Origin of the sequence: Pseudomonas sp. MAG002Y, from assembly GCF_019400845.1 — a bacterium.
Lineage (GTDB): Bacteria > Pseudomonadota > Gammaproteobacteria > Pseudomonadales > Pseudomonadaceae > Chryseomonas > Chryseomonas luteola.
Map to the genome: position 1 here is coordinate 352,293 of NZ_WOEJ01000002.1, position 26,928 is coordinate 379,220.

The following is a 26,928-nucleotide window of genomic DNA, read 5'->3' on the forward strand; positions in this document are numbered from 1 at the left end:
CGAGCGGTCTACCAGCCGTAGACCGTCGCGTACTCGCTTCGAGCCTCAGCGTGCTCAGCGCACATGTCCTATCGTGCAACCAGCATGGCCCTTCGTCCTGCTCACGTCGCACTCCGAACAGAACCGTTCCGGCTCGGTGCTCTGCCTCGACGGGGTTTGCCTTTTTCGATGCCAGCATGATGCCGGTGCACAGGGCTTAAGGAGCCACCATGAAGCGCTGTCTGGGTTTGCTGTTCTGCCTGCTTATCTCTCCGCTGGCTTGGTCCGATATGAAAATCGGTGTGGCGGTTGCACAGTACGATAACTACATCGCCTACCTTGTACAGGCCATGCAGGCGCGTGCCAAAGAGATACCCGGTGGCGCCTCCTTGCAACTTGAGGATGCGGGTGGTGATGTAGTGCGTCAGCTAGGGCAGGTCGAAAACTTCATCAGCCAGAAAGTTGATGCCATCGTCGTCAACCCGGCTGATACGGCCGCGACCCGCAAGATCACTGAGCGCGTTACCCAGGCGGGTATCCCACTGGTTTATCTCAACAGCCGCCCTGAAGTAGACAGTTTCCCGGCAGGTGTCGTGTTTGTAGGCACGGATGAGCGTCGCATTGGCCAGATGCAAATGGAGTATCTTGCCGAAAAGATGGGCGGCAAGGGAAACCTCGCCATCATCCTTGGCCGATTGGCCCATGACGATACGCGCAAGCGCACGACTGGGGTGAAGGATGTTCTGGCTAAATATCCCGATATCAAAGTGGTAGAAGAGCAATCCGCCAACTGGGAACGTGACAAAGGCATGGACCTGATGAGCAATTGGCTCTTGTCCGGCAAGGCGATCGATGCTGTTGCGGCCAATAACGATGAGATGGGTATCGGTGCAGCCATGGCGCTGCGTCAAGCCGGTCGCAAGGACATCATGGTAGGCGGTGTCGACGGCACGGCCGATGGCCTGGCTGCCATCAAGCGCGGACTGCTGAGTGTAACGGTGTACCGCGATACCGTCGGTATCGGGGCCGGCTCGGTAGATGCCGCCGTCCGCCTCGTCAACAAGGAAAACCTGCAAGGCGACATCTGGGTTCCGGTGCAGCTGGTTACCCCCGAGAACTATCAGCAATTCCAGAGTAAATAACGATCAGACGCCAGCGCCCTGCTTCAGCTGGCGCTCACGAACGTTCCGAGGAGAAGAATAAGATGCTCGGCTCAACTACTGCTGTAACGCCCTCAACCTACAAACAGATCAATTACGAAGCCGACCCCATGGGTACGGAGTACCTGCTGGAAATCCTGAGCGTCAGCAAAGGCTTTCCAGGCGTTGTGGCTCTATCCGATGTGCAGCTCCGTGTTCGTCCAGGCACTGTGTTGGCGCTGATGGGAGAAAACGGGGCGGGTAAATCCACCCTCATGAAGATCATTGCAGGAATTCATCAGCCCGACAGTGGCGAGATTCGCCTGCGTGGCAAGCCCGTGACGTTCGAAACGCCGCTGGCCGCCCTGCAGTCAGGCATCGCCATGATCCATCAGGAACTCAACCTGATGCCTTTCATGACTATTGCCGAGAACATCTGGTTGGGCCGTGAACCGCTCAACGCCCTGCACATGGTCGATCATGGTGCCATGCACCGTAATACCGAAGCGCTGCTGGCGCGCCTGCGGATTGATCTCGATCCTGAAGAGCCGGTCGGCAACCTCAGCATTGCTGGCCGGCAAATGGTCGAGATTGCCAAGGCGGTCTCCTACGACTCCGATATCCTCATCATGGACGAGCCCACCTCAGCCATCACCGAAAAAGAAGTGGCTCACCTGTTCTCGATCATTGCTGACCTTAAGGCGCAGGGAAAGGGCATCATCTATATCACGCACAAGATGGATGAAGTTTTCCAGATTGCCGATGAGGTCGCGGTCTTCCGGGATGGTTCCTACATCGGCCTGCAGCGTGCGGAAAGCATGGATGGCGACAGCCTGATCTCCATGATGGTAGGCCGTGAGCTGACTCAGCTGTTTCCCGAACGTACCGCTCCGACCGACAAGGTCATGCTCTCGGTACGCAACCTGTCCCTGGACGGTATCTTCAAAGACGTATCGTTCGACCTGCGTGCGGGTGAAATCCTTGGCATCGCCGGCCTTATGGGGTCGGGGCGTACCAACGTAGCCGAAACCCTGTTTGGTGTCACGCCAGCCACCAGCGGGGAAATCTACCTGGACGGTGAAAGGATCACCATGAGCGACCCCTGTCTGGCGATTCAGAAAGGACTGGCGCTCCTGACCGAGGACCGGAAGGACACCGGCATTTTTCCATGCCTGTCGGTTCTGGAGAACATGGAGGTCGCGGTCCTGCCCAATTACAGCGGTAGCGGTTTTGTCCAGCAAAAAACACTGCGCGACCTCTGCGAAGACATGTGCAGGAAGCTGCGCGTCAAGACGCCTTCGCTGGAGCAGTGCATTGCCAACCTGTCCGGCGGTAATCAGCAAAAAGCGTTGCTGGCACGGTGGCTGATGACCAACCCGCGTGTCCTCATTCTGGATGAGCCGACGCGAGGGATCGACGTGGGTGCCAAGGCTGAGATCTATCGGCTGATCTCTCTGCTGGCCAGTGAAGGCATGGCTGTCATCATGATCTCGTCCGAACTGCCTGAAGTGCTCGGCATGAGCGACCGCATCCTGGTCATGCATGAAGGGGAAGTGACTGGCGTGCTCGACCGCGACGAGGCCACGCAAGAACGGATCATGCATCACGCATCCGGAATCAGAGCGATTCACTGAATAGGGGCGGAGGTTTTCTTCGCATATCGATACGCATAGCGGCCTGGCAGTAGTCAGCGGGCACGTTCGCCTGGGCGAAAGCAGGAGAAGAGGAAATCACTATGAATGCTATCACTGAAAACAAAACAGCTGAGGTACCCAGGAAGACCAGGCGGCGTATTCCTACTGAAGTGGGTATTCTGCTCGTACTATTGGGTATTGGCCTGGTGTTCGAGCTGTTCGGCTGGGTCATGCGTGATCAGAGCTTTCTCATGAACTCCCAGCGCCTGGTGCTGATGATTCTCCAGGTTTCCATTATTGGTCTTCTGGCCATTGGCGTTACCCAAGTCATTATCACCACAGGAATCGATCTGTCTTCGGGCTCCGTGCTTGCGCTTTCCGCAATGGTTGCGGCCAGCCTGGCGCAAACGTCCGATTTTGGCCGAGCGGTCTTCCCCTCATTGACCGACATGCCGGTTTGGGTGCCGATCATGGCCGGATTAGGCGTGGGACTGCTGGCCGGCGTCATTAACGGAAGCATTATTGCCGCTACCGGCATTCCTCCTTTCATCGCCACGCTGGGCATGATGGTGTCGGCCCGCGGTCTGGCGCGTTATTACACCGAAGGTCAGCCCATCAGCATGCTGTCCGACTCGTACACCGCCATTGGCAGCGGTGCCATGCCGGTCATCATCTTTCTGGTCGTGGCCGTCATCTTTCATATTGCCCTGCGGTATACCAAATACGGCAAGTACACCTATGCCATTGGCGGCAACATGCAGGCGGCTCGCATCTCGGGCATCAACGTCAAGCGCCATCTGATCATCGTCTATAGCATCGCTGGCCTTCTGGCAGGCCTCGCCGGTGTCGTTGCCTCGGCCCGAGCCGCTACAGGTCAGGCGGGGATGGGTATGTCCTACGAGCTGGATGCGATTGCCGCCGCCGTGATTGGCGGTACCAGCCTGGCGGGCGGCGTAGGGCGTATTACCGGAACGGTCATCGGCGCCCTGATTCTGGGCGTCATGGCCAGCGGCTTTACCTTCCTCGGGGTCGACGCTTACATCCAGGACATCATCAAGGGCATCATCATTGTGGTGGCCGTTGTCATCGACCAATACCGAAATAAGCGCAAGGTCAAGCGCTAAACGGCTTTCCACGTCTTGGCTCGCCGTTTCCAGGCGAGCCTTTTTTATTCTGCAATGTGTGCTCTGCAAGTCAGTTCCGGTCGCTGTTCGGAACCTTGATCGACCGGAAACTCTCCATTCATAAGAGACTTCAACGGTTATAAGGAGACTGCTTGATGAGTACCGCCGCCACGATCACTTTCGCACAGCTTTGCCCAGGAGACCGCTTCACCTTGCAGGATGACGATCGCCTGTTTACCAAACTGAGCAATACGAGTGCCCGAGAACACAGCACACATTCCATCAACCTGAAGGAGGAAGGGTTCGGCTATCAGGACGATCCTGTCCAAGACCTCCCAGGTGAGACACCTGTTGAGTACGTTCCGGTTGGCGGTCCTTTGCGGGTTAGCGGTTGATCATGTAAGCGGCCCGCTTCCAATGTGCCCTTGTTCCAGCGGAGGTGCTGTCGCTGTCACGCTTCTGGGCAGGGGCGACATTATGTCCTAGTAAAAACGTCCTATTGACTTTTCAAGACGCTACAATAGCGACCTCATGATTCGATGGCGTTATGACATCAGCTGTCATGACGATTCGCCTTCATACCAAATCCCGCACTAATTAAATCGATAACCGCGGAGCTTAACTATTCGCGGCGCCTTGCTGTTTCTAAAAAAGGCCCCGCTTTGCCTGGCCAGCGAATGGCCCTTTTGGAGAAGTAAATGCTAAAGGATTTTTTGCGTGTAGCCGTTTTGGGCGTCAGTCTTGTTAGTGCCTCTTGCTGGGCGGCCATTACCCCTGAAGAAGCGATGAACATGGCTGGCCTTCAGCGCACGCTGGGCCAACGCATGGCCAAGGATTACCTGATGATGGGGTCCGGTGTTCGCGTAGACGTTGCAGCCAAGCAGCTCAAGGACACCGTTACACTGTTCGACAACCATCACAAATTACTTGTCGAGTTCGCACCGAATACTGAAATTCGCAGCAAACTCAGCGAGATAGAGAAGACTTGGCAGGAATACAAGCAGCTGGTTCAGGCTAATCCTGACAAGGATCAGGCCGTCGCCATGCTGGGCGTCAGTGATCAGCTCCTGGATCAGTGCCAAAAGCTGACGGATCTCGTCGCAAAGAACAACGGTGGTGAGTCTTCCCGTCTGGTGAACCGTAGTGGCTGGAACCGAGTGCTAAGCCAGCGGATCGCCATGCTGTACATGGCCAAGAACTGGGGTGTGCAGGCGCCCGGGCTGGACGAGGCGTTTGACAAGTCCGTCGGTGAGTTCGATACCGTCATGACAGAACTCAATACCGCGGGCACGCCTAATTCTGAAATTGCCACTTCGCTGCGTAAAGCCGAAGCTCAGTGGAAATTCACCCGTACGGCGGTAGATCTAACCACTCCCGACAACTATGTCCCCACAGCAATGGCCTCCAGTGCCGATACGCTGTTCAAGCAGATGAACGAGCTGACACGGCTGTACGCAGGGCTATCTGCCGGCAACTGACCGATACCTATGCTGAGGACCATTCTGCTCGTACCGGCAGAATGGTCCTTATTGCTTCGTCCTCCATTTTGCTCACGCTACCTTTATTTCTTCCTGAAAGATTAACGCAGCACTTCTGTAAAAGCGCTGAAGTGAGCTTGTCGTGATGGAGTCGTTATGAGCAACTGTGCCTGATCTGGAAAGAGCATTCGAGGCATTGGTAAGAGACTTTGAAGCACTATTTGGCAAGCAGGAACGCCAAATCAAGTGACTGCTGTTGCCTTATGCAAGGTTAAGGCGCAGTGGAAATTTACCACCATGGCTGCTGGTTTTTCCCAGCCTAACCAGTTTGTGCCTACCACCATGGCTACCAGTACCGACAAGCTATACGACAAGGTCAACGAGCTGACTCAACTGCATGCGGCTTTGCCAGTCAACCAGTAGACGTAAGTTGCTGCTGTCTTGAGCATGTGCAGGTAGAAGGGAAGGGGGGCGGACCTGCATCGTAGGTCCGCTGAGCAGATCAGACGTTGAAGCGGAAGTGCATGACGTCGCCATCCTTGACGATATAATCCTTACCTTCCAGGCGCCATTTGCCTGCTTCCTTCGCGCCATTTTCACCCTTGTACTGAATAAAGTCGTCATAGGCGACCACTTCGGCGCGGATGAAGCCTTTCTCAAAGTCAGTGTGAATCACGGCAGCTGCCTGTGGTGCGGTAGCACCTACCTTGACCGTCCAGGCACGAACTTCCTTCACTCCGGCAGTGAAATAGGTCTGTAGATTCAGCAGTTCATAGCCAGCGCGGATTACGCGGTTCAGGCCGGGCTCTTCCAAGCCTAGCGACTCAAGGAACATGTCCTTTTCCTCACCATCATCCAGCTCGGCAATTTCAGCTTCGATTTTGTTGCATACCGGAACAACAATTGCGCCTTCTTCGGCAGCAATGCCTTTGACGATATCCAGATGAGGATTGTTTTCGAATCCGTCTTCAGCCACGTTGGCGATATACATGACCGGCTTGCTGGTCAGCAGATGAAAGCCGCGTACCATGCGCTTCTGTTCGTCATCCATGTCCTTCAACAGGCTGCGCGCAGGCTTTCCTGCTTCGAAATGAGGAATCAGCTTTTCAAGAAGTGCTTTTTGAGCTACTGCCTCCTTATCGCCGCCCTTGGCGTTGCGAACCACTCGCTGCAATTGCTTCTCACAGCTTTCCAGGTCCGCAAAGATCAGCTCAAGGTCAATGACCTCAATGTCTCGCTTGGGGTCAACGGAGTTGGCTACGTGAATAACGTTTTCGTCTTCAAAGCAGCGAACCACATGAGCAATGGCATCAGTTTCGCGGATGTTGGCCAGGAACTTGTTTCCAAGGCCTTCGCCTTTGGATGCGCCTTCTACCAGACCGGCGATATCCACGAACTCCATGGTTGTAGGGATTACGCGCTCGGGCTTGACGATCTCGGCCAGTGCATTGAGTCGAGCATCAGGCATTGGCACTATGCCGCTGTTCGGCTCGATGGTGCAGAACGGAAAGTTTTCTGCAGCAATGCCGGACTTGGTGAGGGCGTTGAATAGAGTGGACTTGCCAACGTTGGGCAAGCCGACGATGCCACAGTTAAATCCCATGAAATTGTCCCTCGCGGAGTAGGTTAGGCCTTCTGGCTATGCAAGCGCTGCATGGCACGGGTCCAATCCCCGGCCAGAATGTCCGGCAGCACGCCGAGGGCAAAATCGATGCTGGTATCCAGCAGTTCCTGTTCGGCACGTGGCGCGCGGCCCAATACGTAGCCGGAGACTAGACTGCTATGCCCCGGATGGCCAATGCCAAGCCGTAGGCGATGAAAACCGTTTTGGTTGCCCAATTGGGCAATGATATCGCGCAAGCCGTTATGACCACCGTGCCCGCCACCTTTTTTCAACTTGGCAACACCTGGCGGCATATCCAACTCATCGTGGGCGACCAGAATGGATTCCACAGGAATACGGTAAAAACCTGCAAGCGCCGCAACAGCTTGGCCGCTACGGTTCATGTAGGTCGTAGGAATCAAGAGGCGAACATCATGGCCGTCATGTGTAAATCGGCCCGTCAGGCCATGATACTTGCGATCAGCGGCCAGATTGACATGATGTTGAGCAGCAAGACGCTCAACAAAAAGGGCCCCCGCATTATGCCGCGTCTGTTCGTATTCAGCGCCTGGATTACCCAAGCCAACGATCAGTTGTACGGCAGTCATAACGGGAGCCCTTCTTCCTAAGTTTGTCTATGAGGTTAAGGCAGCGACTATACAGACAGAGTAACCCTATCGAGAAGCGCATCAGGGCGATGCGCTCATAATAGTCTGCTGTAGAGGCGTTACCTTCTCCTCAACAAGCCTTAGGCAATGCCTTACTCAGCAGAACCTTCGCCTTCGCCCTCAGCCGGAGCCTGGACGCGGGACAGGTGGATGCTTGCTACTGGCAGGTCGCTGCCATGAGCCAGGGATACCAGCTCAACGCCAGCTGGCAGCTTCAGGTCGCTCATGTGAACAATCTGGTTCAGCTCGACCTTGGACATGTCGACTTCGATGAACTCAGGCAGGTCTTTTGGCAAGCAAGAGACTTCTACTTCGTTCACGTTGTGCGAAACTTCACCGCCGCCTTGCTTAACGCCAATGGCAGCTTCCTGATTGATGAAGTGCAGCGGAACGGTTGCGGTCAGCTTTTGGCCAGCCACTACACGCAGGAAGTCAGCATGCATAACGTAGCCCTTGGCAGGGTGACGCTGCAGTGCCTTGATCAGAACGCTTTCGTTCTGGCCGTCAACGTTCAGGTTGATTACGTGGCTGAAAGCAGCCTCGTTGTTCAACAGCTTGGCCAGATCCTTGCCTTCCAGCGTAACGGATACAGGCGCTTTTTCACCACCGTAAATTACGGCAGGAACTTGTTCGGCATTACGACGCAGGCGGCGGCTCGCACCTTTCCCCAGATCGGAACGCGCTTGGGCATTCAGAGTAAAGTCGACCATTTGTAGTCTCCTAAAAAAGACAATTGCCTGAGTCACTTGCGACCAGCGATCAGACCATTGACTAAAAAGCCCCGCATGATGCGGGGCCGTTATACCAGCACCAGTTCTTAACGGAACATGGCGCTGATGGATTCCTCATTGCTGATACGACGCACAGCTTCGGCTACCACTGGAGCAATGTCCAACTGGCGGATACGAGTGCAGGCTTGCGCAGCAGCAGAAAGCGGAATGGTGTTGGTAACGACAAGCTCATCAAGAACGGAAGTGTTGATGTTCTCGATTGCGCGTCCGGAAAGCACGGGGTGCGTGCAATACGCCAATACCTTGGATGCACCATGCTCTTTCAGAGCCTTGGCGGCATGGCAAAGTGTACCGGCTGTATCAACCATGTCGTCGACTAGCACGCAGGTGCGGCCTTCGATGTCGCCAATGATATGCATCACTTCGGACTGGTTGGCTTTCGGACGGCGTTTGTCGATGATCGCAAGATCTACGCCCAGGCTTTTAGCCACGGCGCGTGCGCGAACAACACCACCAATGTCGGGAGAAACAATCATCAGGTTCTCGAAACGCTGGTCTTCGATATCGTCAACCAGAGCGGGGGAGCCATAGATGTTATCAACGGGAATGTCAAAGAAACCCTGAATCTGGTCGGCATGAAGATCGACAGTCAGAACTCGGTTGACACCGACAACGGTAAGCATGTCAGCCACTACTTTAGCGCTAATAGCAACGCGTGCGGAGCGCGGGCGGCGATCCTGACGTGCATAGCCGAAGTAGGGGATAACAGCAGTGATTCGGGTAGCTGAGGAACGACGGAAGGCATCAGCCATCACGACCAGTTCCATCAGATTATCGTTCGTAGGTGCACAGGTCGGCTGAATCAGGAAGACGTCCTTACCACGAACGTTTTCGTTGATCTCGACGCTGATTTCGCCATCGGAGAATTTACCGACGGAAACATCACCTAGAGGAATGTGCAGCTGACGCACAATGCGCCGTGCCAGATCGGGGTTAGCGTTCCCCGTAAAGACCATCATCTTGGACACGCTGCAGTACCTGCCGGCTGAGGGTGGACCTGATGAAAAGGAAATGGCAGGGGCGGCTGGATTCGAACCAACGCATGGCAGGATCAAAACCTGCTGCCTTACCGCTTGGCGACGCCCCTGTGACGTTTCAGATACAGTTGTATCTGTTTCTCAGAACAAACTTCCCAGTTTACGGTGCAACATTGAAGTGTTGCTTCCTTTAGCTACGAAGCTTGGCAGGGTAGCTGGAAGTTGGTCCGCAACTTTAACAGCTTCGGTCTGATTTGGGAACCCCCCAAATATGCAACTGCCAGTGCCGGTTAATCTAGCTGAAACAAATTTGTTTAGCAAGATCAAAGCGTTACGTATTTCTGGATAACGCTTTTCTACCACGCTCTGGCAATCGTTTCGACCGCCCCACTCGAGAACGGGGCGAACTTTACTGGGAGGCGTGTCACGTGTCAACAGGGGATCGTTAAAAATTTCTGCTGTACTTACAGACACTTGCGGAACAGCCACCAGATACCAGGGCTCTTCTATCTCTACCGGCGTCAGTCGCTCACCAATCCCTTCCGCCCAGGCTGCCTTGCCTCGCACGAATACCGGAACGTCCGCGCCAAGGGTAAGGCCAAGCTCTGCCAGGGCCTCTTCGCTGACGTTGAGCTTCCAGAGGTAATTCAGCCCGAGCAGGGTAGTCGCTGCATTCGAGCTGCCGCCTCCGATACCACCGCCCATAGGCAGCCGCTTATCCAGCCAGATATCCGCTCCAAGAGAGCAGTGAGTTGTCTGTTGGAGAAGCCGAGCGGCACGAACGATCAGGTTGGAATCATGTTCAACACCGGGAAGGACGGTATGCAACCGGATCTGACCGTCATCACGCAGCGCAAACTTGAGCTCATCGGCATAGTCCACGAACTGAAACAGTGTCTGCAACTCGTGGTAGCCGTCGTCGCGCCGACCCAGGATATGAAGGAAAAGGTTCAGCTTGGCTGGGGCCGGTAAGGTCAACACGTCTTTCATTGGCCTAGCTGGCGTGGCTGCCAGTCCTTGATAACCAGTGTCACATCGAGGTCCTGACCTTTGAGCTTCAAGCGCTCGGGCAGGCTATAGCCATTCTGTTCGGTGTAGCGGGTGTACTCCACGGTCCAGCCGTCCTGGACGAGGCGGGACAGGTGACTGTCGCCGTCCAGTGTAAGTTGGCTGCGGCTGTCTGGAGCTGGAAGTCCACGCACCCACCAGAGCAAATGGGAAACGGGTAAGCGCCAGCCGAGCTGCTGCTCAAGAAGCGCCTCGGGGGAGTCTGCGTGGTAACGCCCCTGATTGGCTACCTCCAGCGTGACGTCGTCTGGGCGTCCTGTCAGACGAGCTGCGCCACGGCCTAGAGGTCCCGACAGGCGTATATCGAAATACCCTTGCCGCTGAAGCCAGAATAGGGTGCCACTACCGGAATCATTGGGAGCACGGATACCTACCTTGCCGTTGATCTGCCAACCGTCCAGCGTCGTAATGCGTGCCTTGTGAGCCTTCCAGGCTGCGCTGTTGCCATGCCCTTCGACCGTTTCATGGGGCACTTGACCCGCGCACCCGGCCAGGAATGCCAGAAATGCCATTATGAGGATAAAGCGGATATTGAATTTCACAGTGTTTCTGAGCCTGTCAATCGTTTGAGCGTGCTACGTAGCACGGCGTTATCAGGGGACTGTTCAGCCGCCGCCGCCCATACCTTGCGTGCTTCCTGCTTCTTGCCTCGCGCCCAGAGAACTTCGCCCAGATGTGCGCCGATCTCGGTATCGGGGAAGCGCTGAAGGGCTTGGCGTAGATACTGCTCTGCAAGATCAAACTTGCCCTGGCGGTAATTGATCCATCCCATGCTATCGAGGATAGCGGGATCATCAGGATTGATCTGATGAGCTTTCTCGATCAGCGTGCGTGCTTCGACGTAGCGGGTCGTACGGTCGGCCAGGGTGTAGCCGAGCGCATTGAGCGCCATGGCATTGTCGGGATCCTGCTTGAGAATAAGGCGTAGATCCCTTTCCAATTGACCAAGGTCTCCGCGCTTCTCCGATACCATGGCACGGGTATAGAGTAAATTGAGGTCGTTTGGATACAGCTTGAGGCCCTGCTGAATGGTATTCCAGGCCGCCTCCGACTGATTGTTGTTGGTCAGGCTTTCGGCCTCGAGCAGGTAGAGCTGGACCGCATAGTCAGGCTGGCGTTGGCGAGAGGCTGCAAGAAGCGATTTGGCTTCTTCGAATCGCCCCTGACCCATCAGGATTTCAGCCTGACGCTGCTGGGCGGGTAGGTAGTCGCTACCCGGGCCGACCAATGCGTATTGGGTCAGCGCCTGTTCGGGATCATTCAATTCTTCGGCGACACGCCCCAGGTTGAAGTGGGCCGCGTCCACGTGGCTGCCACGCTGAACCAGTTCTTCCAGATAGGTGCGTGCGTCAGCCCAGGCTTCGGCTTCCAGGCATACCAGTGCCAGGGAAAAGCGAAGATCGTCATCATCGGGAAACTGTGCGACCAGGTCCGCAAACTCCTGCTTGGCCTGATCAAGCTTGTTTAGCTCAACCAGCAGGCGGGCATGAGCGAGGCGCAGACGTTTATCGTCCGGATGCTCCTTGATTCCATTTTCCAGCAGCGGAAGGGCTTCCTTGCTACGACCAAGACTCTGAAGCATGCGGGCTCTGAGCAGCAGCGGTGCCACTTCATGTCTGGCGGCAGGGTGATCTTCCAGTAACGTCAGCGCCTCGTCGACTCGTCCGTCCTGCTGAAGCAGCAATGCCTTGCCGAACAACAGCTGGCCGTTCTCGGGGTACTTGGCCTGAAGGCGATCAAAGCTTTTGAGCAGGCCCGCGCGGGTGTCTGCGTCCGTCTCGGCTGCCGACAGGGCAAGAAAATCGAAATGGGTGTCGCCCTGGCCCTGCAGAACTTTCTCCATGTAGGTCATGGATTCGTCATATTGGCCGGCACGTGCCAACATGATGGCAGCAGCGCGTTGGGCATCAAGGTTGTCTGGCGCGTTCTTCGCCCATATAACAGAGGTATCCAAGGCGGAACTGTCTGCACCCAGGTATTCTGCGATGCGAAACGCGCGTTCGGCTACGCCGGGATCCTGAGTGCTCTGGGCCTGTTCGACGTAATTGGCCAATGCAATATCGAATCGATTGCGTTGCCCGGCCAGTTCTGCAACCAGCAGGTCATATAAGGTGTCTTCCCTGAAGGAGCCGTACTTTTCCGGCTGGGCTGGCGCAGCAGCAGGTGCAGCCTGTTCAGGTTTGGTTTGTTCAGAATTCGTGTGGCTGGCCAGGTTTTGGCAGCCACCCAATAGCAGCGCAGTGGTCAGCAGCGCGAGATATTTAGTCATGAGATCGAAACGGCCTCTCTGCATTCAGCCCATCATGCCACAAGGTATTAGGCAAGCACATGGGCCTGATAGTTGTCGTTCAATCGACGACGTAGGACAATTACCGGCTTTCCAAAAAACTTAGCGATTCTGCATGGCTTTCCTCGCGCTTGGCATCAATCACAAGACCGCCTCAGTGGATGTACGCGAACGCGTAGCGTTCACCCCTGAGCAAATGGTAGAGGCATTACGGCAACTGTGCCGGGAGACCGTGAGTCGCGAGGCGGCCATTCTGTCGACCTGTAACCGTAGTGAGCTCTATCTGGAAATGGAGCAGCCCCTTCCGGACAACGTTCTGGCATGGCTCGCCCACTATCATCATCTCTCGCTGGATGAGTTGCGTGCCTGCGCGTACATTCATGAGGATGACGAGGCGGTCCAGCACATGATGCGTGTAGCGTCCGGTCTGGACTCCATGATCCTGGGCGAGCCGCAGATTCTGGGCCAGATGAAATCAGCCTACGCGGTAGCACGCGAAGCGGGCACTGTAGGCCCCTTGTTAGGGCGTCTTTTTCAGGCAACGTTCAACACGGCGAAAAGTGTCCGTACCGATACCGCCATTGGCGAAAACCCGGTTTCGGTTGCCTTTGCTGCGGTAAGTCTGGCCAAGCAGATCTTCAGTGATCTCAATCGCAGTCAGGCGCTTTTGATTGGCGCAGGAGAAACCATTACGCTGGTGGCAAGGCACCTCTACGAGCAGGGCGTCAAGCGGATTGTGGTCGCCAACCGGACACTCGAGCGCGCCAGTCACCTGGCAGAGCAGTTCGGGGCGCATACGATTCTGCTTGCCGATATTCCGGAAGAGCTGCCCAATAGCGACATCGTGATCAGCTCGACGGCAAGCCAGTTGCCCATCCTGGGTAAAGGTGCCGTTGAGCGTGCGCTCAAGCAGCGCAAGCACAAGCCGATGTTCATGGTGGATATTGCAGTGCCGCGCGATATCGAGCCGGAGGTCAGCGAGCTGGACGATGTGTACCTGTACACCGTCGACGATCTGCATGAGGTCATCACCGAGAACCTTAAGAGCCGGCAGGGCGCTGCCCAGGCTGCCGAAAAACTGGTGTTGGCTGGGGTCGATGAGTTCATGCATCGTCTGCGTGAGCTGGCAGCGGTGGATGTATTGCGAGCCTACCGGCAACAGGCCGAGCAGATGCGTGATGACGAACTGGCTCGTGCTCAGCGGCAGCTCGCCAATGGTGTTGCGCCTGATCAGGTGCTGGCCGCGCTGGCACGTAGCCTGACCAACAAGTTGTTGCACGCGCCTAGTGTGCAACTCAAGAAATTGTCTGCTGAAGGGCGCATCGATGCGCTGGCTTTGGCTCAGGAACTGTTCGCTCTCGACGAGGGCGTGGATAAAAAATGAAAGCCTCTCTGCTGCAAAAGCTCGATGGATTAAATGATCGTTTCGAGGAGCTGACAGCGCTGCTCGGTGATGCCGATGTAATCAGTGACCAGACCCAGTTTCGTGCTTATTCGAAGGAATATGCGGAAATCGAGCCGGTCATCATGGCGCTTCGGGAATTTCGCAAGGTGCAGGCCGATCTGGAAGGCGCTCGTGCCCTGCTAAAGGACAGCGACCCGGAAATGCGGGCCATGGCCGAAGAAGAGGCCGAGCAGGCAGAAGCCGCGCTGATCGACCTGGAAAATCAGCTACAGCGAATGCTGCTGCCTCGCGATCCTAATGACAGTCGCAACGTTTTCCTTGAGATTCGTGCCGGAACCGGTGGGGATGAGGCCGCCATTTTTGCCGGGGATCTGTTCCGCATGTATTCGCGCTATGCCGAGCGTCAAGGCTGGCGCATAGAGGTCATGTCCGAGAACCTGGGCGAGCATGGTGGCTACAAGGAAGTGATTGCCCGTGTAGAGGGCGACAACGTCTACGCCAAGCTCAAATTCGAGTCTGGCGCCCATCGTGTCCAACGGGTTCCCGAGACCGAGTCTCAAGGGCGAATCCATACATCGGCCTGTACGGTAGCTGTGCTGCCGGAACCTGATGAGCAGGCAGCTGTGGAGATCAACCCGGCGGATTTGCGTATTGATACCTATCGCTCCTCCGGCGCCGGTGGTCAGCACGTCAACAAAACCGAGTCGGCCATTCGTATCACGCACCTTCCCAGCGGTATTGTCGTCGAGTGCCAGGAGGAGCGTTCACAGCACAAGAACCGCGCCAAGGCCATGGCGTGGTTGGCGGCCAAGCTCAATGACCAGCAACAGGCGGCACATCAGCAGGCTATCGCCAGCACCCGTAAATTGCTGGTAGGCTCAGGGGATCGTTCCGAGCGTATCCGGACCTATAATTTTCCACAGGGCCGTGTGACCGATCACCGTATCAACCTGACCTTGTACTCTCTGGGTGAAGTCATGGAGGGCGCGGTGCAACAGGTCATCGAGCCTCTCCTGCAGGAATATCAGGCCGACCAACTGGCGGCCTTGGGGGACTGATATGGCCACTATCGGGGCATTGCTCAAGGAAGCGCGCCTGCCGGATTCACCCAGCGAGCGTCTGGATGCCGAATTGCTGTTAGCGGCTGCGCTGGGAAAGCCGCGTAGCTTCCTGCGTACCTGGCCTGAACGTATTGTGACGCGTGAAGCCAAGGATCTTTACAGCACCTTTATCGAGCGTCGTCGAGATGGGGAACCGATAGCTTATATCCTGGGCCATCAAGGGTTCTGGTCGCTCGATCTCGAGGTCTCGCCTGATACCCTGATACCGCGCCCTGACACGGAGCTTCTGGTTGAAACTGCGCTGGCTCTGACAGGTGCCGAACGCAGACGCGTACTTGACCTGGGAACAGGTACTGGTGCCATCGCCCTGGCGCTGGCCCATGAGCGTGCGCAGTGGCAGGTAATAGGGGTGGATCGTGTAGACGGTGCGGTAGTGCTCGCTGAGCGAAATCGGGCACGACTGGGCATTTCGAATGCCTCTTTTCAGCAAAGTCATTGGTTCGCTGCGCTTTCCGCAGAGCGGTTTGACGTCATTGTCAGCAATCCTCCCTATATTCCACACAATGATCCGCACCTTGATGAAGGGGATGTTCGCTACGAGCCTGCCTCTGCATTGGTTGCGGGTGACGATGGTCTGGATGATATTCGCCTTATCGTTCGGCAGGCCCCGGAACATTTGTTACCCAGTGGATGGCTGCTTCTGGAGCATGGGTTCGATCAGGCTCCAGCGGTCAGGTCGCTACTGACTGAGCAGGGCTTCATATCGGTTGAAAGCCGTCGCGATCTGGGTGGACATGAGCGCGTGACACTGGGGCAGCGGCCGTGCTGAGCGATGCGGAGCTGTTGCGCTACAGCCGGCAGATTCTGTTGCCTCAGATCGATATAGAAGGGCAGCTGCGTCTCAAGCAGGGCAGGGCGCTGATCATAGGCCTGGGTGGCCTGGGCTCCCCGGTTGCGCTGTATCTGGCCGCCGCGGGTGTGGGTGAGTTGCATCTTGCCGATTTCGACACGGTCGACATGACCAATCTGCAGCGGCAGGTCATCCATGACACGGCCCAGGTAGGGCGTAGCAAAGTCGATTCGGCGCTGGATCGGCTGCAGGCGATCAATCCTGAAATCACCTATAACGCTTACCGAACTGCCTTGGATGCCGACTCCCTGGCTGCAGCGGTCGAACGCGTAGACGTCGTGCTGGACTGCTCCGATAATTTTTCCACTCGAGAGGCCGTGAATGCCGCATGTGTATCCGCGGCTCGGCCTTTGGTAAGTGGTGCCGCCATTCGACTTGAAGGGCAGCTCAGCGTATTCGACCCAAGACATGAAGACAGTCCGTGTTATCACTGCCTCTACGGTCATGGTAGCGAGACGGAGCTAACCTGTAGTGAAGCTGGGGTCGTAGGGCCCTTGGTAGGGCTGGTAGGAAGCCTTCAGGCGTTGGAAGCCTTGAAACTGCTTGCAGCGTTCGGCTCTCCTCTGGTGGGGCGCCTGCTGTTGATTGATGCGCTCACGTCACGCTTCAGAGAGCTGAAAGTGCGCCGTGACCCTGCTTGTGAGGTATGTGGAAAACGCCATGCCGAGTAATGCACCTATTGGTGTTTTTGATTCTGGCGTAGGCGGATTGTCCGTCCTGCGTGAAATTCATGGGCTTCTACCGGGTGAGTCGCTGTTATATGCAGCGGATTGTGCTCATATTCCTTACGGGGAAAAAGATCCGGCTTTCATTCGTGAGCGTTGCCAGCAGGTAGCTGAGTTCTTTCTCGAGAAAGGCGCCAAGGCAATGGTGCTGGCGTGCAATACAGCTACCGTAGCGGCTGTAAACGACCTGCGCGAATGTCATGCACAGTGGCCTATCGTGGGTATGGAGCCTGCGGTGAAGCCGGCGGCTGCAGCGACAAAGTCGGGTGTGGTGGGGGTTCTGGCAACCACTGGGACGCTTCAAAGCGCACGATTTGCCGCCTTGTTGGATCGCTTCGCCAGTACGGTCAGGGTCGTCACTCAGCCTTGTCCGGGGCTAGTGGAGCGGGTAGAGATCGGAGACCTGACTGGCCCCGTGACCCGGGCGTTGCTGAAAGAGTATGTAGCACCACTGCTGGCAGCTGGCTGTGACACGATCATTCTGGGGTGTACGCATTATCCCTTCCTGAAGCCATTACTAAGGGAACTGCTGCCTGCTGAAATTACTCTCATCGACACCGGCTCGGCGGTTGCACGTCGACTGAGCTCGTTGATCCATGAAAAAGACCAGATGGCAACGGACACTCCTTTGGAATGCCGTTTCTGGACAAGTGGGGATGTCGAGCAGTTTTCAACGGTGTTGCCTAGCCTATGGGGCAAAGTTGCGTCAGTGGAAACGCTGCCTTTCTGAAATCAGTTAGTTTGCTATCTTTTCAGGATGAGAAGTGTCTCCCATAATGTAACGTTGTACGTGTTACAAAATAATACAAGGACTTTCAGATGAAAAAATTGCTTCCACTGGCCATTGTGGCCGCGCTTTCTGCCGGATCCATTCTTTCCGCTCAAGCGGCTGAGGTGTCCGGCGCAGTAGGTGTAACGGGCCAAGGCGATATGACGTATCGTCTGGGAATGGGCTTCGACTGGAACAAGAGCTGGTGGGAGACATCCACGGGACGCCTGACAGGTTACTGGGATGCTGGCTATACCTACTGGGAAGGCGCTGACCATTACTCTTCTGCCAAGCATTCCCTGTCCTTTGCTCCGGTATTCGTATACGAGTTCGGTAACGGTTCTGTTAAACCCTTTATTGAAGCCGGTATCGGTGTGTCTGTCTTTTCAAGCACTCGTGTCGGTGAACAGGATCTGGGCTCAGCCTTCAACTTTGAAGACCGCATTGGCGCAGGCGTAAAGATCGGCGAAACCCAGCGAGTAGGCATTCGCGCGACGCATTACTCCAACGCAGGTATCAAGGAGCCTAACGACGGTATCGAATCGTACGCGCTGTTCTACAGCCACACGATCTGATTCATAGTCGTTTCGCCAGAGCCGGACCTTGAAGTCCGGCTTTTTCATGCCTGGCGTTTGGCAGGCTTGGGCAGGTTTCTGAACGCCATCAAGGCGCGTTCACGGCTCTCCTTGACTTCGACGATAGGCGCTGGGTAGTCCTTGATGGCACGCTGCCACCGCTTGAGCGGGTTATGAATAGCCTTGTCATCGAGCGAGGCCAGCTCTGGAACCCAGGTACGAATGAAGCGTCCCTTGGGATCAAACCGCTCCGATTGCGAATAGGTATTGAATATTCGGAAATAGGGCACTGAGTCAGTGCCAGTCGAGGCGCTCCACTGCCATCCACCATTATTGGCAGCCAGATCGCCATCGATCAGGTTTTGCATGAACCAGCGTTCACCTTCGCGCCAGTCAATTAACAGATTCTTGCTCAGAAACATGGCAGTGATCATGCGCAGCCGGTTGTGCATCCAGCCTGTTTCACGCATCTGACGCATGGCTGCATCAATGATCGGAATACCGGTTTTGCCGTATTTCCATGCGTCAAGATCGTCTGTATCCCGCCGCCAGGGTAGCGCCTCGGTATGCCTGTGAAACGCTCTGCTCATCGAAACATGGGGATAACCTACCAGAATGTGCTTGTAGAACTCTCGCCATAGTAGCTCGTCGATCCAGGTCGATGCGCCTGGCGCTCCGGTCGTCAGCTCGCCCCGGTTGGCGCTCAACACCGCGTGCAGACATTGGCGAGGGGAGAGCACGCCTGCTGCAAGATAAGCGGATAACTCACTGGTACCAGGGCGAGAAGGAAAGTCCCGGTCGTCGTGATATACCTCCATGCGCTCATCGACAAAGCGACGCAGTCTGGCATGCGCTTCATTTTCGCCCGCAGGCCATTGCTGCTGTATCACGCTCGAGACTGCCGCATAGGAGGGGATCTGGTTAGGTACGGGATCCGATTCGATGGAGCGCATAGCCTGGACATGGGGCGGCGGGCTAAGCGGTGGAAGGCTATGCTGTAGGAGATTGATGCAGGTTTTACGAAACTGGCCGAAGACCTTGAAGTAACCCTCACTCTTCGTAAGCACCGAGCCAGGCTCGAAAAACAGCTGATCCAGATGACGCTGAAAGCCTATTCGATTGCAGTCCAGCGCTGCCTTTACTGCATCATCACGACGTTGTTCGTTGACACCATATTCAGCATTGACATGAACGGTCTGAATACCATGTTGTTGGCTTAGCTTGGCGACAATAGCGGCCGCATCAGCCCAGCGAGCCACTTGCCGAATCAACAGGGGGATGTTGAGCGTATGCAGCGTCTCGGCCAAGACTTTCAGGTTCCGGCGCCAGAAGTCGACCTTGGCAGGAGAGTCGTCGTGTTCCTGCCATTGTTCGGGTGTAATCAGATAAAGGGCCAGCACTGGTCCGGCTGCGCAAGCGGCAGCCAATGCCGTATTGTCCCGTACACGAAGATCGGTACGGAACCAGACGAGTTGGGTCATACGTGTTCTGCCATCAACCCCAATGCTTGAAGACGACTGAAGACATCCAGAGGATCATAGGCCACATTCAATGCAGTCTTGCTAGCGTCATCCAGCAATTTGGCTGCCGGACCGGCAATGATGACGGGAACAGGGCATGTCTCAGCCAACCTGCGCAGCTGTTGTATCTGCTGTGATTCCAGCGGAGCATTTAAATACAGTACAAGACAGCGCGGCGACATGCGTTCGGCGGCCAGTGCGTAGGCATCCAGCGCAAGCGGCCATTCCAATGTTTCAATTGGACAGTCGGCGTTGCTCAATAGCCAGGCGCTGAGCCAGAGTCCGGCATTCATTGGTGTTTCAGCCAGACTGGCCAGCAGAACGGACTGCCCTTTGAGTTGATAATTATTGTGGTAAATCCGTGCCCCAAGCTTGCTACGCAACCAGGACAGAAAAAAGGATTGCTCCAGGGAGCCAATCAGAGGCGCCTTGCGGTGCTGTTCAAGATGCTCGACCAGCGGCATCAGCAATTGTTCGCACAGCACCCGGGGCGGGTAAAGGGCTGCCGTTCGGTTATAAGCTTCATCCAGACGTCGCCCAGCCAGCTCACGCACAGCGTCCAGCATTTCCTGGCGCAGCGCGACCCAGGGGGTGTCATTGGGCGATGAAAGCGGGCGCTGACTGTCCAGCAGTGCCTTGACCTGGCCGACAGCAACGCCACGGTTGATCCAGGCCAGAATATTTTTAATGCGCTCGATATGGCTTTCACCATAAAGGCGGTGCCCTTTAGGTGTTCGCTTGGGAATGATCAGCCCGTAGCGTCGCTCCCAGGCTCGAAGTGTGACGGCATTGACCCCCGTGCGTCGGGCAACTTCACGTATGGGAAGCCAGCCTTCATTCAAGGCGGCCTGATAGTCACCGTCCCCTTCGATTTCTGTTGGGGACTTGCTGGGTATGGACTGCATGTCAGATGGCATTTCTCAAGCTCAAATCTTCCGGGTGCGGTTGCAGGTAGGATTGCTCGATTACGTAGTCATGGGGATGGCGGCGGAAGTGATGCTTGAGCAGTGTCAGGGGCACCACCAATGGAACAATACCGCTGTGATACTGCTCGATCAGGCGCTGCATTTCTTCTTTATCCGCCGGGCTCAGCGCATTCTTCAAATAACCAAACAGGTGATACAGGACGTTGCAGTGGGTTCCCCGGGTAGCGCAACGCTTGAGTGCGCTCATCACACCCTTGAAGTAGTGAGGGCCCAGCTCCTGTGGATCGTGTAGCCCGATTTCACCCAACATGCGTCCCAGTGTTCTGAACTGCTCGGGGGCATTGGCCATCAGCTGGTACTTATAGCGGGAATGAAAGCCCAGGATCGCTTTGCGTGTCAGGCCTTCACGCAACAGCTGTTGCCACTGTGCATAGGCGAACACACGTGTCACGAAGTTTTCCCGGAGCACAGGGTCATTCAGCCGACCTGCTTCCTCAACCGGTAACTCTGGGCGAAGCTCACAGAAGACACGAGCAAATACACCCTGGCCTTCAGGCTGACTGGGCATGCCGTGTTCTGAATAGATCTTTACGCGCTCCATTCCACAGGAAGGCGATTTTTGCATGAAGATGAATCCGGATAGATCATCCAGCTCGGTCGCCATTTTCTTGCCATAGTTGGCCAGCGCATCCGTTACGTCGAGTTCCCGGTTGACTGTACCTACGGCTCGCGTTTGTTCAGGTGTACCAACCAGACGGATCGGTTCACGGGGCGTACCCAGGCCAATCGCCATTTCCGGACACACCTGTACAAAATCGAAATGTTCGGCAAACGTGTGGCTGCACAAGCGGGATTCCTTGTGGCCGCCATTGTAGCGGACCGGCTCGCCCAGCAGGCAAGCGCTGATTCCTAGCTTGGGACGAGGTAATGACGTCGATTGGCGAAAAGGCATGCGCCACCTCCAAAATTGAACGTACAAAACTTATACAAACTATTATTCTTGTACAAGTTCAATATCGTTATTGACCAGAGGTGGCGGTGATAATTCGACAAATCAGACGCAAGGTAGGTGTGCTGCGGAGCGCCGCGAGCCTTGCGCGGCGCTGGATGAGGTCATTCTAGATGATCAAGCAAACGACTGGCGGCATCAAAACCGCTCAGCCAGGCACCTTCTACACGGCCTGTACCACACCAGTCTCCACAGGCATAAATACCCAGGTCCGCGTCAGCCAGCGCGCCCCATTGATGGCCTTGCGCCGGACGTGCATAAAGCCAGCGATGAGCCAGCGTGAAGGCCGGTTCGGGTACTGCGCAACCGATGAGTTCGGCAAAGGCACCATGAAGCTGTTCGATAACCTGTTCCTTGGGTGCATCCAAGTGTTCTCGACTCCAGGCGCTGGTTCCATGGAGAACCCAGGTGTCGTAATCGGTTTCCCGGCCTGGCTTGCAGCGGTTGCGAGCAAACCAGTCCAGCTCACCTTCCTGAACGAAGCAGGCTTCAACAGGCGTATCAAGCGGCGTCTTGAAGGCCAGTGCAACCGACCAGGTCGGATCCATCACCACACCGGCCGCCACTGCGGCAAGCTTTGGCGCAGTGGCCAAGAGCGGCGTCGCCTGGGGTGCAGGTGTTGCGATGATAACGTGGCTGAACGGGCCGTGGTTGTGACCGTCGGCGTCCTGCAGAGACCAATGTTGGGGGCCACGGAATGCTTCGGTAATCCGGCAGCCAAAGGATGCCGGCAGATCCCCGACCATGGCTCGGGTAATGGCGCTCATACGGGGTATGCCGACCCAGCGCGGCTGTTCATCCTGAGAGGGTGCGAGCGCGCCCGCCCGGTACTGGTACAGGGCTGGGTCCCACTCCGCTACGCAGCCTTGGATGCGCCATTGGCTGACCGCATCGATGAAGCGGCGGTCACGGGCAGTGAAGTATTGGGCTCCCAGATCAAGCGAGCCGAAATCGCTCCGCTTGCTGGCCATACGGCCTCCACTTCCACGGCTTTTTTCGAACAGATGAACCTCATGTCCTGCCGCGTTGAGGACATGGGCGGCGGAAAGCCCGGCAATGCCGGCGCCGATGATGGCGATGGGTGCTGTCATGAAAGGCCTCGCTTGTCTTGGCAGAACCTGTCGACGAACGTTTTGCAATTAAGCAGGCTCTACGAGTACGACTGTGACAAAGCTGATCCAGTTGCACTATGACCTTAACAAACAAACCTGAAGAGGTCTTCAGCGCGACGCGTTAATGTGGCCCCAAATGAAGAAGGAACGACGACATGCATATAGTGCTGACCGGCGGTACAGGCTTGATCGGCCGGGCGTTGTGTCATGACTGGCTGACGAAAGGGCATAGCCTGACTGTGTTAAGCCGTTCGCCCGACAAAGTGGCCCGTGAGTGCGGCGCCTCGGTGCGTGCCATTGCCCGTCTGGACGAAATAAACGGCGAGCCGGTCGATGCGGTTATCAACCTGGCCGGCGCGCCTATAGCGGACAAGCCATGGACGTCATCGCGCAAGGCTGAGCTCTGGCGGAGCCGGATTGCGCTGACCGAATCCCTGGTGGACTGGATGAGGGCGCAGCCAAAACCGCCCAGGGTGCTGCTTTCCGGATCTGCTGTCGGCTATTACGGTGATGGGGGAGAGAAGCCGCTCAAGGAGGATGATGCGGTCCCTGGTCATGACTTTGCTAGCGAGCTATGTGTAGCCTGGGAGCAGGTCGCTAATGAGACAGAGGCTTTAGGTGTGCGTGTCGTCACGCTTCGGACAGGGCTGGTACTGGCTGCGGATGATGGCTTCATGCAGCGTCTTTTACCTATGTTTCGCCTGGGCCTGGGCGGGCGCTTGGGCAGCGGACGTCAATGGATGCCCTGGATTCATTTGAAAGATCAAATCGGGGCCATCGATTTTCTTCTGAACCAGGAGTCGGCCAGTGGCCCTTATAATCTGTGTTCACCACAACCGGTACGTAATGCCGATTTTGCACAGGCTCTAGGACGTGCACTGCATCGTCCCGCACGAATACCTGTTCCCGCCTTTGCCTTGCGCCTGATGGGAGAGATGTCGAGTCTGCTGCTGGGTGGGCAGAGAGCCTTGCCTCAGCGATTGCTGGATGCAGGTTATACCTTTCGCTTTACCGATTTGGACGCGGCACTGAACGACCTGCTGCGCGCTAAGGACTATTCATGACTGATCACGCATTATTGCTCGTCAACCTGGGCTCCCCGGCGTCGACGTCGGTACCTGATGTACGGCGCTATCTCAACCAGTTCCTGATGGACCCCTACGTAGTAGATCTGCCATGGCCCGCGCGTCGCCTGTTGGTCTCCCTGATCCTGGCCAAGCGGCCGGCGGCCTCGGCCCATGCTTATTCGTCCATCTGGTGGGAAGAGGGCTCTCCGCTGGTTGTGCTCAGCCGTCGCCTGCAGGATGCCATGCGCGCCAAATGGACCCATGGCCCGGTGGAGTTGGCGATGCGGTACGGCGAACCCTCCATTGAGTCGGTATTGACCCGGTTGGCGACGCAGGGCGTTTCCGAAGTTACTTTTGCGCCGCTTTATCCTCAATTTGCCGACAGCACGGTCACTACCGCTGTGGAGCTGGCTCGCAAGGTCATTCTGGAGCAGCGGCTGAAATTGAAGATGCATATACTGCCGCCGTTTTATGATCAGCCCGAGTATCTTGAGGCCCTGGTCAAGAGTACCGAGTCCTACTTACAGCAGCCGTTCGATCATGTATTGATGAGTTTTCATGGTCTGCCCGAGCGGCATCTGCACAAGTCCGACCCAAGCGGTACACATTGCCTGAAGGGCGCTGACTGCTGCCAGAATGCTAAGGGCGCCGTATTGGAAAGCTGCTACCGTGCGCAATGTATTCGCACGGCGGAAGGATTTGCCCGCGAGGCAGGCCTGAGGCCGGATCAGTGGTCCTTCTCGTTCCAGTCGCGCCTTGGCCGCGCCAAGTGGATCGAGCCTTACACCGAGGCACGTCTCGATGAGCTGGCTGCCCAGGGAGTGAAGCGTCTTCTGGTAATGTGTCCTGCGTTTGTCGCGGACTGTATCGAGACGCTGGAAGAAATCGGCATGCGCGGCAAGGAGCAGTTTGAAGAAGCCGGTGGTCAGGAGCTGGTACTGGTGCCGTGTCTGAATGATCATCCCGCGTGGGTTGATGCGCTCACCACCCTGTGTGAGCGGGTGCCCCGTGCGGTGTGAGTCTGGAATCTGAATATAAAAAGCCCCGCTTTAGCGGGGCTTTTTTTTACAGAAGACTATCCGGCGGCGGTGCATCCTTACGCCAGTGATTGTGTCCCGGTAGTAGCAGGTTGAGCCCAATGGCTACAATGCCGCAAAGCGAAATGCCCTTCAGACCAACCTCGCCATTACCGATCACGATGCCGCCGATCCCAAAGACCAGGGTCACCGATACGATTACAAGGTTGCGTGCCTCGGACAGATCGACCTGATGACGAATCAGGGTATTGAGGCCGACCACGGCAATCGAACCGAACAGCAGGCATAGGATGCCGCCCATGACCGGCACCGGAATGCTCTGCAAGGCGGCACCGAATTTACCGACGAAGGCGAGGGCAATGGCAAAGCCGGCCGCCCACAGCATGATCTTGGGGTTGTAATTCTTGGTCAGCATGACCGCGCCGGTTACTTCGGCGTAGGTCGTATTGGGCGGTCCGCCAAACAGGCCGGCCGATGAAGTGGCGATACCATCACCCAGCAAGGTACGGTGCAGGCCAGGTTTTTTCAGGTAGTTGTTGCCAGTGACGCCACCCACGGCAATAACGCCGCCCACATGTTCGATGGCTGGCGCCAAGGCGACCGGCACCATGAACAGGATCGCTCCCCAGTGGAATTCAGGGGCGACAAAATGGGGGACGGCCAGCCAGGGGGCTGCAGCAATCGCATCGGTATGCACCAGGCCAAACAGGAACGCAAGGGTGTAACCCACGATGATGCCTGCCAGGATCGGTACCAGCTTGAAAATGCCACGGCCGTAGATAGCCACAATCAGCGTGGTTATCAGCGCAGGCATGGAGACCAGCATGGCGGTGGCATAGGGGACCAGCTGCGCACTGCCATCGCCAGCCTTGCCCATGGCCATATTGGCTGCCACCGGGGACATGCCAAGACCAATGGAAATGATGACTGGTGCAATCACGACCGGGGGCAGGAGCCGGTCGATGAAGCCAATCCCCTTGAGCTTAACGGCCAGGCCCAGGAAGGTATAAACGAAACCGGCCGCGACCACGCCACCCAGCACGGAAGGCAGACCGAACTCGGCCTTGGCCGCAATGATCGGAGCGATGAACGCAAAGCTTGACGCCAGGAAGACCGGCACTTGACGGCCTGTCACGAGGTGGAACAAGAGCGTGCCCAATCCGGCAGTAAAGAGCGCAACGTTTGGATCCATGCCGGTAATGAGCGGCATCAGGACCAATGCGCCAAAGGCGACAAACAGCATTTGTGCGCCAGACAAAATCTGTCGCCATAGCGGATCGTTATGAGACTGCACTATCAAGTGTCCTTTTGCTTGGTGCCGAAGATCTTGTCACCGGCATCACCAAGTCCAGGGAGGATGTAGCCATGCTCATCCAGACGCTGATCTACGGAGGCGGTATAGATGCTGACATCGGGGTGAGCCTTTTCGACCGCAGCAATGCCTTCCGGTGCAGCTACAAGGACCAGTGCACGAATTTCTTTGGCACCTGCTTTCTTGAGCATATCGATGGTGGCAATCATGGAGCCGCCCGTCGCCAGCATAGGGTCGATGATCATGGCCAGACGGCGATCGAGCTCGCCGACGAGCTTTTCCAGATAGGTATGGGCTTCAAGCGTTTCCTCGTTGCGCGCCAAGCCGATCACGCTCACCTTGGCGCTGGGAATGAGGCTGAGGACGCCGTCAAGCATGCCGATGCCGGCGCGCAGGATCGGTACGACTGTTACCTTCTTGCCAGAAATCTTCTCAACCGCTACGGTGCCACACCAGCCTTCGATGTCGACATTTTCGACAGGAAGATCCTTTGTAGCTTCATAGGTGAGCAGGGCGCTGACTTCTTGTGCCAATTCCCGAAAATTTTTGGTGCTAATATCGGCCCGCCGCATCAATCCAAGCTTGTGGCGGATCAGCGGATGTCGAATTTCATGGATGGGCATGGGAATGGTCTCCGGCGTACTGGCAAAATTACGCTAGATTAAATCATTAGGGTCCCTTTCGGGCAGATGTTTTGTCGCGATTGGCTTGCTCGCCGACGGTTAGCCCGGTAACTTTGCCGCCTTTTACCC

At 56.3% G+C, this 26,928-nt stretch carries 27 protein-coding genes and 1 tRNA gene; 14 read left to right on the plus strand and 14 right to left on the minus strand.

Annotated elements, in window-relative coordinates; translation table 11 throughout:
* Positions 1 to 209 precede the first annotated feature (209 nt).
* From GM154_RS04510 to GM154_RS04535, 6 genes are all read left to right on the plus strand, one after another.
* Positions 210 to 1,121 (plus strand): sugar ABC transporter substrate-binding protein, encoded by a 912-nt coding sequence (locus GM154_RS04510; protein ID WP_219651123.1) that lies wholly within the window; start codon positions 210 to 212, stop codon positions 1,119 to 1,121.
* Between the two features lie 62 nt (positions 1,122 to 1,183).
* The gene (locus GM154_RS04515) at positions 1,184 to 2,752 is read left to right on the plus strand and encodes a sugar ABC transporter ATP-binding protein (RefSeq protein WP_219651124.1); all 1,569 of its coding nucleotides are present in this window, start codon (positions 1,184 to 1,186) and stop codon (positions 2,750 to 2,752) included.
* A 101-nt stretch (positions 2,753 to 2,853) separates the two neighbouring features.
* Positions 2,854 to 3,876: an ABC transporter permease gene (locus tag GM154_RS04520; protein WP_219651125.1), complete on the plus strand. Its 1,023-nt coding sequence runs from the start codon at positions 2,854 to 2,856 to the stop codon at positions 3,874 to 3,876.
* A 155-nt stretch (positions 3,877 to 4,031) separates the two neighbouring features.
* Positions 4,032 to 4,271 (plus strand): hypothetical protein, encoded by a 240-nt coding sequence (locus GM154_RS04525; protein ID WP_019364850.1) that lies wholly within the window; start codon positions 4,032 to 4,034, stop codon positions 4,269 to 4,271.
* A gap of 303 nt (positions 4,272 to 4,574) precedes the next feature.
* A complete protein-coding gene (locus tag GM154_RS04530; RefSeq protein WP_019364851.1) occupies positions 4,575 to 5,354 on the plus strand; it encodes a type IV pili methyl-accepting chemotaxis transducer N-terminal domain-containing protein in 780 nt (259 codons plus the stop codon).
* A gap of 246 nt (positions 5,355 to 5,600) precedes the next feature.
* Positions 5,601 to 5,777, plus strand: coding sequence for a hypothetical protein (locus tag GM154_RS04535; RefSeq protein WP_219651126.1), 177 nt, complete (start codon positions 5,601 to 5,603; stop codon positions 5,775 to 5,777).
* A gap of 79 nt (positions 5,778 to 5,856) precedes the next feature.
* On the opposite strand, the gene ychF is transcribed toward GM154_RS04535, so the two are convergent.
* The 8 genes from ychF to GM154_RS04575 form a co-directional block, all read right to left on the minus strand.
* Positions 5,857 to 6,957 carry a redox-regulated ATPase YchF gene (ychF, locus tag GM154_RS04540; protein ID WP_010795625.1) on the minus strand — a complete coding sequence of 367 codons (1,101 nt, stop codon included), beginning with the start codon at positions 6,955 to 6,957 and terminating at the stop codon, positions 5,857 to 5,859.
* A gap of 23 nt (positions 6,958 to 6,980) precedes the next feature.
* Positions 6,981 to 7,565, minus strand: a complete 585-nt coding sequence (pth, locus tag GM154_RS04545; protein WP_219651127.1) for an aminoacyl-tRNA hydrolase — start codon at positions 7,563 to 7,565, stop codon at positions 6,981 to 6,983.
* A gap of 152 nt (positions 7,566 to 7,717) precedes the next feature.
* Positions 7,718 to 8,335, minus strand: coding sequence for a 50S ribosomal protein L25/general stress protein Ctc (locus GM154_RS04550; protein WP_010795623.1), 618 nt, complete (start codon positions 8,333 to 8,335; stop codon positions 7,718 to 7,720).
* A 107-nt stretch (positions 8,336 to 8,442) separates the two neighbouring features.
* A complete protein-coding gene (locus GM154_RS04555; RefSeq protein WP_019364854.1) occupies positions 8,443 to 9,384 on the minus strand; it encodes a ribose-phosphate pyrophosphokinase in 942 nt (313 codons plus the stop codon).
* A 44-nt stretch (positions 9,385 to 9,428) separates the two neighbouring features.
* Positions 9,429 to 9,503: transfer RNA gene (locus GM154_RS04560), tRNA-Gln, on the minus strand.
* 31 nt (positions 9,504 to 9,534) lie between these two features.
* Positions 9,535 to 10,383 (minus strand): 4-(cytidine 5'-diphospho)-2-C-methyl-D-erythritol kinase, encoded by an 849-nt coding sequence (gene ispE, locus GM154_RS04565; protein WP_019364855.1) that lies wholly within the window; start codon positions 10,381 to 10,383, stop codon positions 9,535 to 9,537.
* Positions 10,380 to 10,991 (minus strand): lipoprotein insertase outer membrane protein LolB, encoded by a 612-nt coding sequence (lolB, locus tag GM154_RS04570; protein ID WP_308460589.1) that lies wholly within the window; start codon positions 10,989 to 10,991, stop codon positions 10,380 to 10,382. The genes ispE and lolB overlap by 4 nt, the downstream gene beginning before the upstream one ends.
* Before the next feature lie 8 nt (positions 10,992 to 10,999).
* Complete coding sequence (locus GM154_RS04575) at positions 11,000 to 12,730, minus strand: tetratricopeptide repeat protein (RefSeq protein ID WP_219651129.1); 1,731 nt, start codon at positions 12,728 to 12,730, stop codon at positions 11,000 to 11,002.
* 133 nt (positions 12,731 to 12,863) lie between these two features.
* Here GM154_RS04575 and hemA point away from each other — a divergent pair, with 133 nt between their 5' ends.
* From hemA to GM154_RS04605, 6 genes are all read left to right on the plus strand, one after another.
* The gene (hemA, locus tag GM154_RS04580) at positions 12,864 to 14,132 is read left to right on the plus strand and encodes a glutamyl-tRNA reductase (protein WP_219651130.1); all 1,269 of its coding nucleotides are present in this window, start codon (positions 12,864 to 12,866) and stop codon (positions 14,130 to 14,132) included.
* The gene (gene prfA / locus GM154_RS04585) at positions 14,129 to 15,211 is read left to right on the plus strand and encodes a peptide chain release factor 1 (protein WP_122041743.1); all 1,083 of its coding nucleotides are present in this window, start codon (positions 14,129 to 14,131) and stop codon (positions 15,209 to 15,211) included. Before hemA ends, prfA begins: the two co-directional genes overlap by 4 nt.
* Position 15,212: 1 nt before the next feature.
* Positions 15,213 to 16,043 (plus strand): peptide chain release factor N(5)-glutamine methyltransferase, encoded by an 831-nt coding sequence (gene prmC / locus GM154_RS04590; RefSeq protein WP_219651131.1) that lies wholly within the window; start codon positions 15,213 to 15,215, stop codon positions 16,041 to 16,043.
* Complete coding sequence (locus GM154_RS04595; protein WP_219651132.1) at positions 16,037 to 16,795, plus strand: molybdopterin-synthase adenylyltransferase MoeB; 759 nt, start codon at positions 16,037 to 16,039, stop codon at positions 16,793 to 16,795. The genes prmC and GM154_RS04595 overlap by 7 nt, the downstream gene beginning before the upstream one ends.
* Positions 16,785 to 17,579, plus strand: coding sequence for a glutamate racemase (gene murI / locus GM154_RS04600; RefSeq protein WP_010795614.1), 795 nt, complete (start codon positions 16,785 to 16,787; stop codon positions 17,577 to 17,579). Before GM154_RS04595 ends, murI begins: the two co-directional genes overlap by 11 nt.
* 89 nt (positions 17,580 to 17,668) lie before the next feature.
* The gene (locus GM154_RS04605; RefSeq protein ID WP_019364858.1) at positions 17,669 to 18,193 is read left to right on the plus strand and encodes an acyloxyacyl hydrolase; all 525 of its coding nucleotides are present in this window, start codon (positions 17,669 to 17,671) and stop codon (positions 18,191 to 18,193) included.
* Positions 18,194 to 18,237: 44 nt separating this feature from the next.
* Here GM154_RS04605 and phrB read toward each other — a convergent pair whose 3' ends face one another.
* The 4 genes from phrB to GM154_RS04625 form a co-directional block, all read right to left on the minus strand.
* Complete coding sequence (gene phrB, locus GM154_RS04610; protein WP_219651133.1) at positions 18,238 to 19,674, minus strand: deoxyribodipyrimidine photo-lyase; 1,437 nt, start codon at positions 19,672 to 19,674, stop codon at positions 18,238 to 18,240.
* On the minus strand, positions 19,671 to 20,618 hold the full coding sequence (locus GM154_RS04615) for a MerR family transcriptional regulator (protein WP_258019714.1): 948 nt from the start codon (positions 20,616 to 20,618) through the stop codon (positions 19,671 to 19,673). Before GM154_RS04615 ends, phrB begins: the two co-directional genes overlap by 4 nt.
* Before the next feature lies 1 nt (position 20,619).
* Complete coding sequence (locus GM154_RS04620) at positions 20,620 to 21,591, minus strand: DUF523 and DUF1722 domain-containing protein (RefSeq protein ID WP_074822361.1); 972 nt, start codon at positions 21,589 to 21,591, stop codon at positions 20,620 to 20,622.
* Positions 21,592 to 21,752: 161 nt separating this feature from the next.
* Positions 21,753 to 22,739 (minus strand): NAD(P)/FAD-dependent oxidoreductase, encoded by a 987-nt coding sequence (locus GM154_RS04625; RefSeq protein ID WP_219651134.1) that lies wholly within the window; start codon positions 22,737 to 22,739, stop codon positions 21,753 to 21,755.
* A gap of 176 nt (positions 22,740 to 22,915) precedes the next feature.
* On the opposite strand from GM154_RS04625, the gene GM154_RS04630 reads away from it, so the two are divergent.
* Together GM154_RS04630 and hemH are read left to right on the plus strand one after the other, a co-directional pair.
* Entirely contained in the window at positions 22,916 to 23,824 is a 909-nt protein-coding gene (locus GM154_RS04630; protein WP_074822368.1) for a TIGR01777 family oxidoreductase, read from the plus strand.
* Positions 23,821 to 24,846: a ferrochelatase gene (gene hemH, locus GM154_RS04635; RefSeq protein WP_074822371.1), complete on the plus strand. Its 1,026-nt coding sequence runs from the start codon at positions 23,821 to 23,823 to the stop codon at positions 24,844 to 24,846. Before GM154_RS04630 ends, hemH begins: the two co-directional genes overlap by 4 nt.
* A 46-nt stretch (positions 24,847 to 24,892) precedes the next feature.
* Here hemH and GM154_RS04640 read toward each other — a convergent pair whose 3' ends face one another.
* Together GM154_RS04640 and upp are read right to left on the minus strand one after the other, a co-directional pair.
* Entirely contained in the window at positions 24,893 to 26,158 is a 1,266-nt protein-coding gene (locus GM154_RS04640) for a uracil-xanthine permease family protein (protein ID WP_026003818.1), read from the minus strand.
* Positions 26,159 to 26,160: 2 nt separating this feature from the next.
* Entirely contained in the window at positions 26,161 to 26,799 is a 639-nt protein-coding gene (upp, locus tag GM154_RS04645) for a uracil phosphoribosyltransferase (protein ID WP_010795605.1), read from the minus strand.
* Between the last annotated feature and the right edge of the window lie 129 nt (positions 26,800 to 26,928).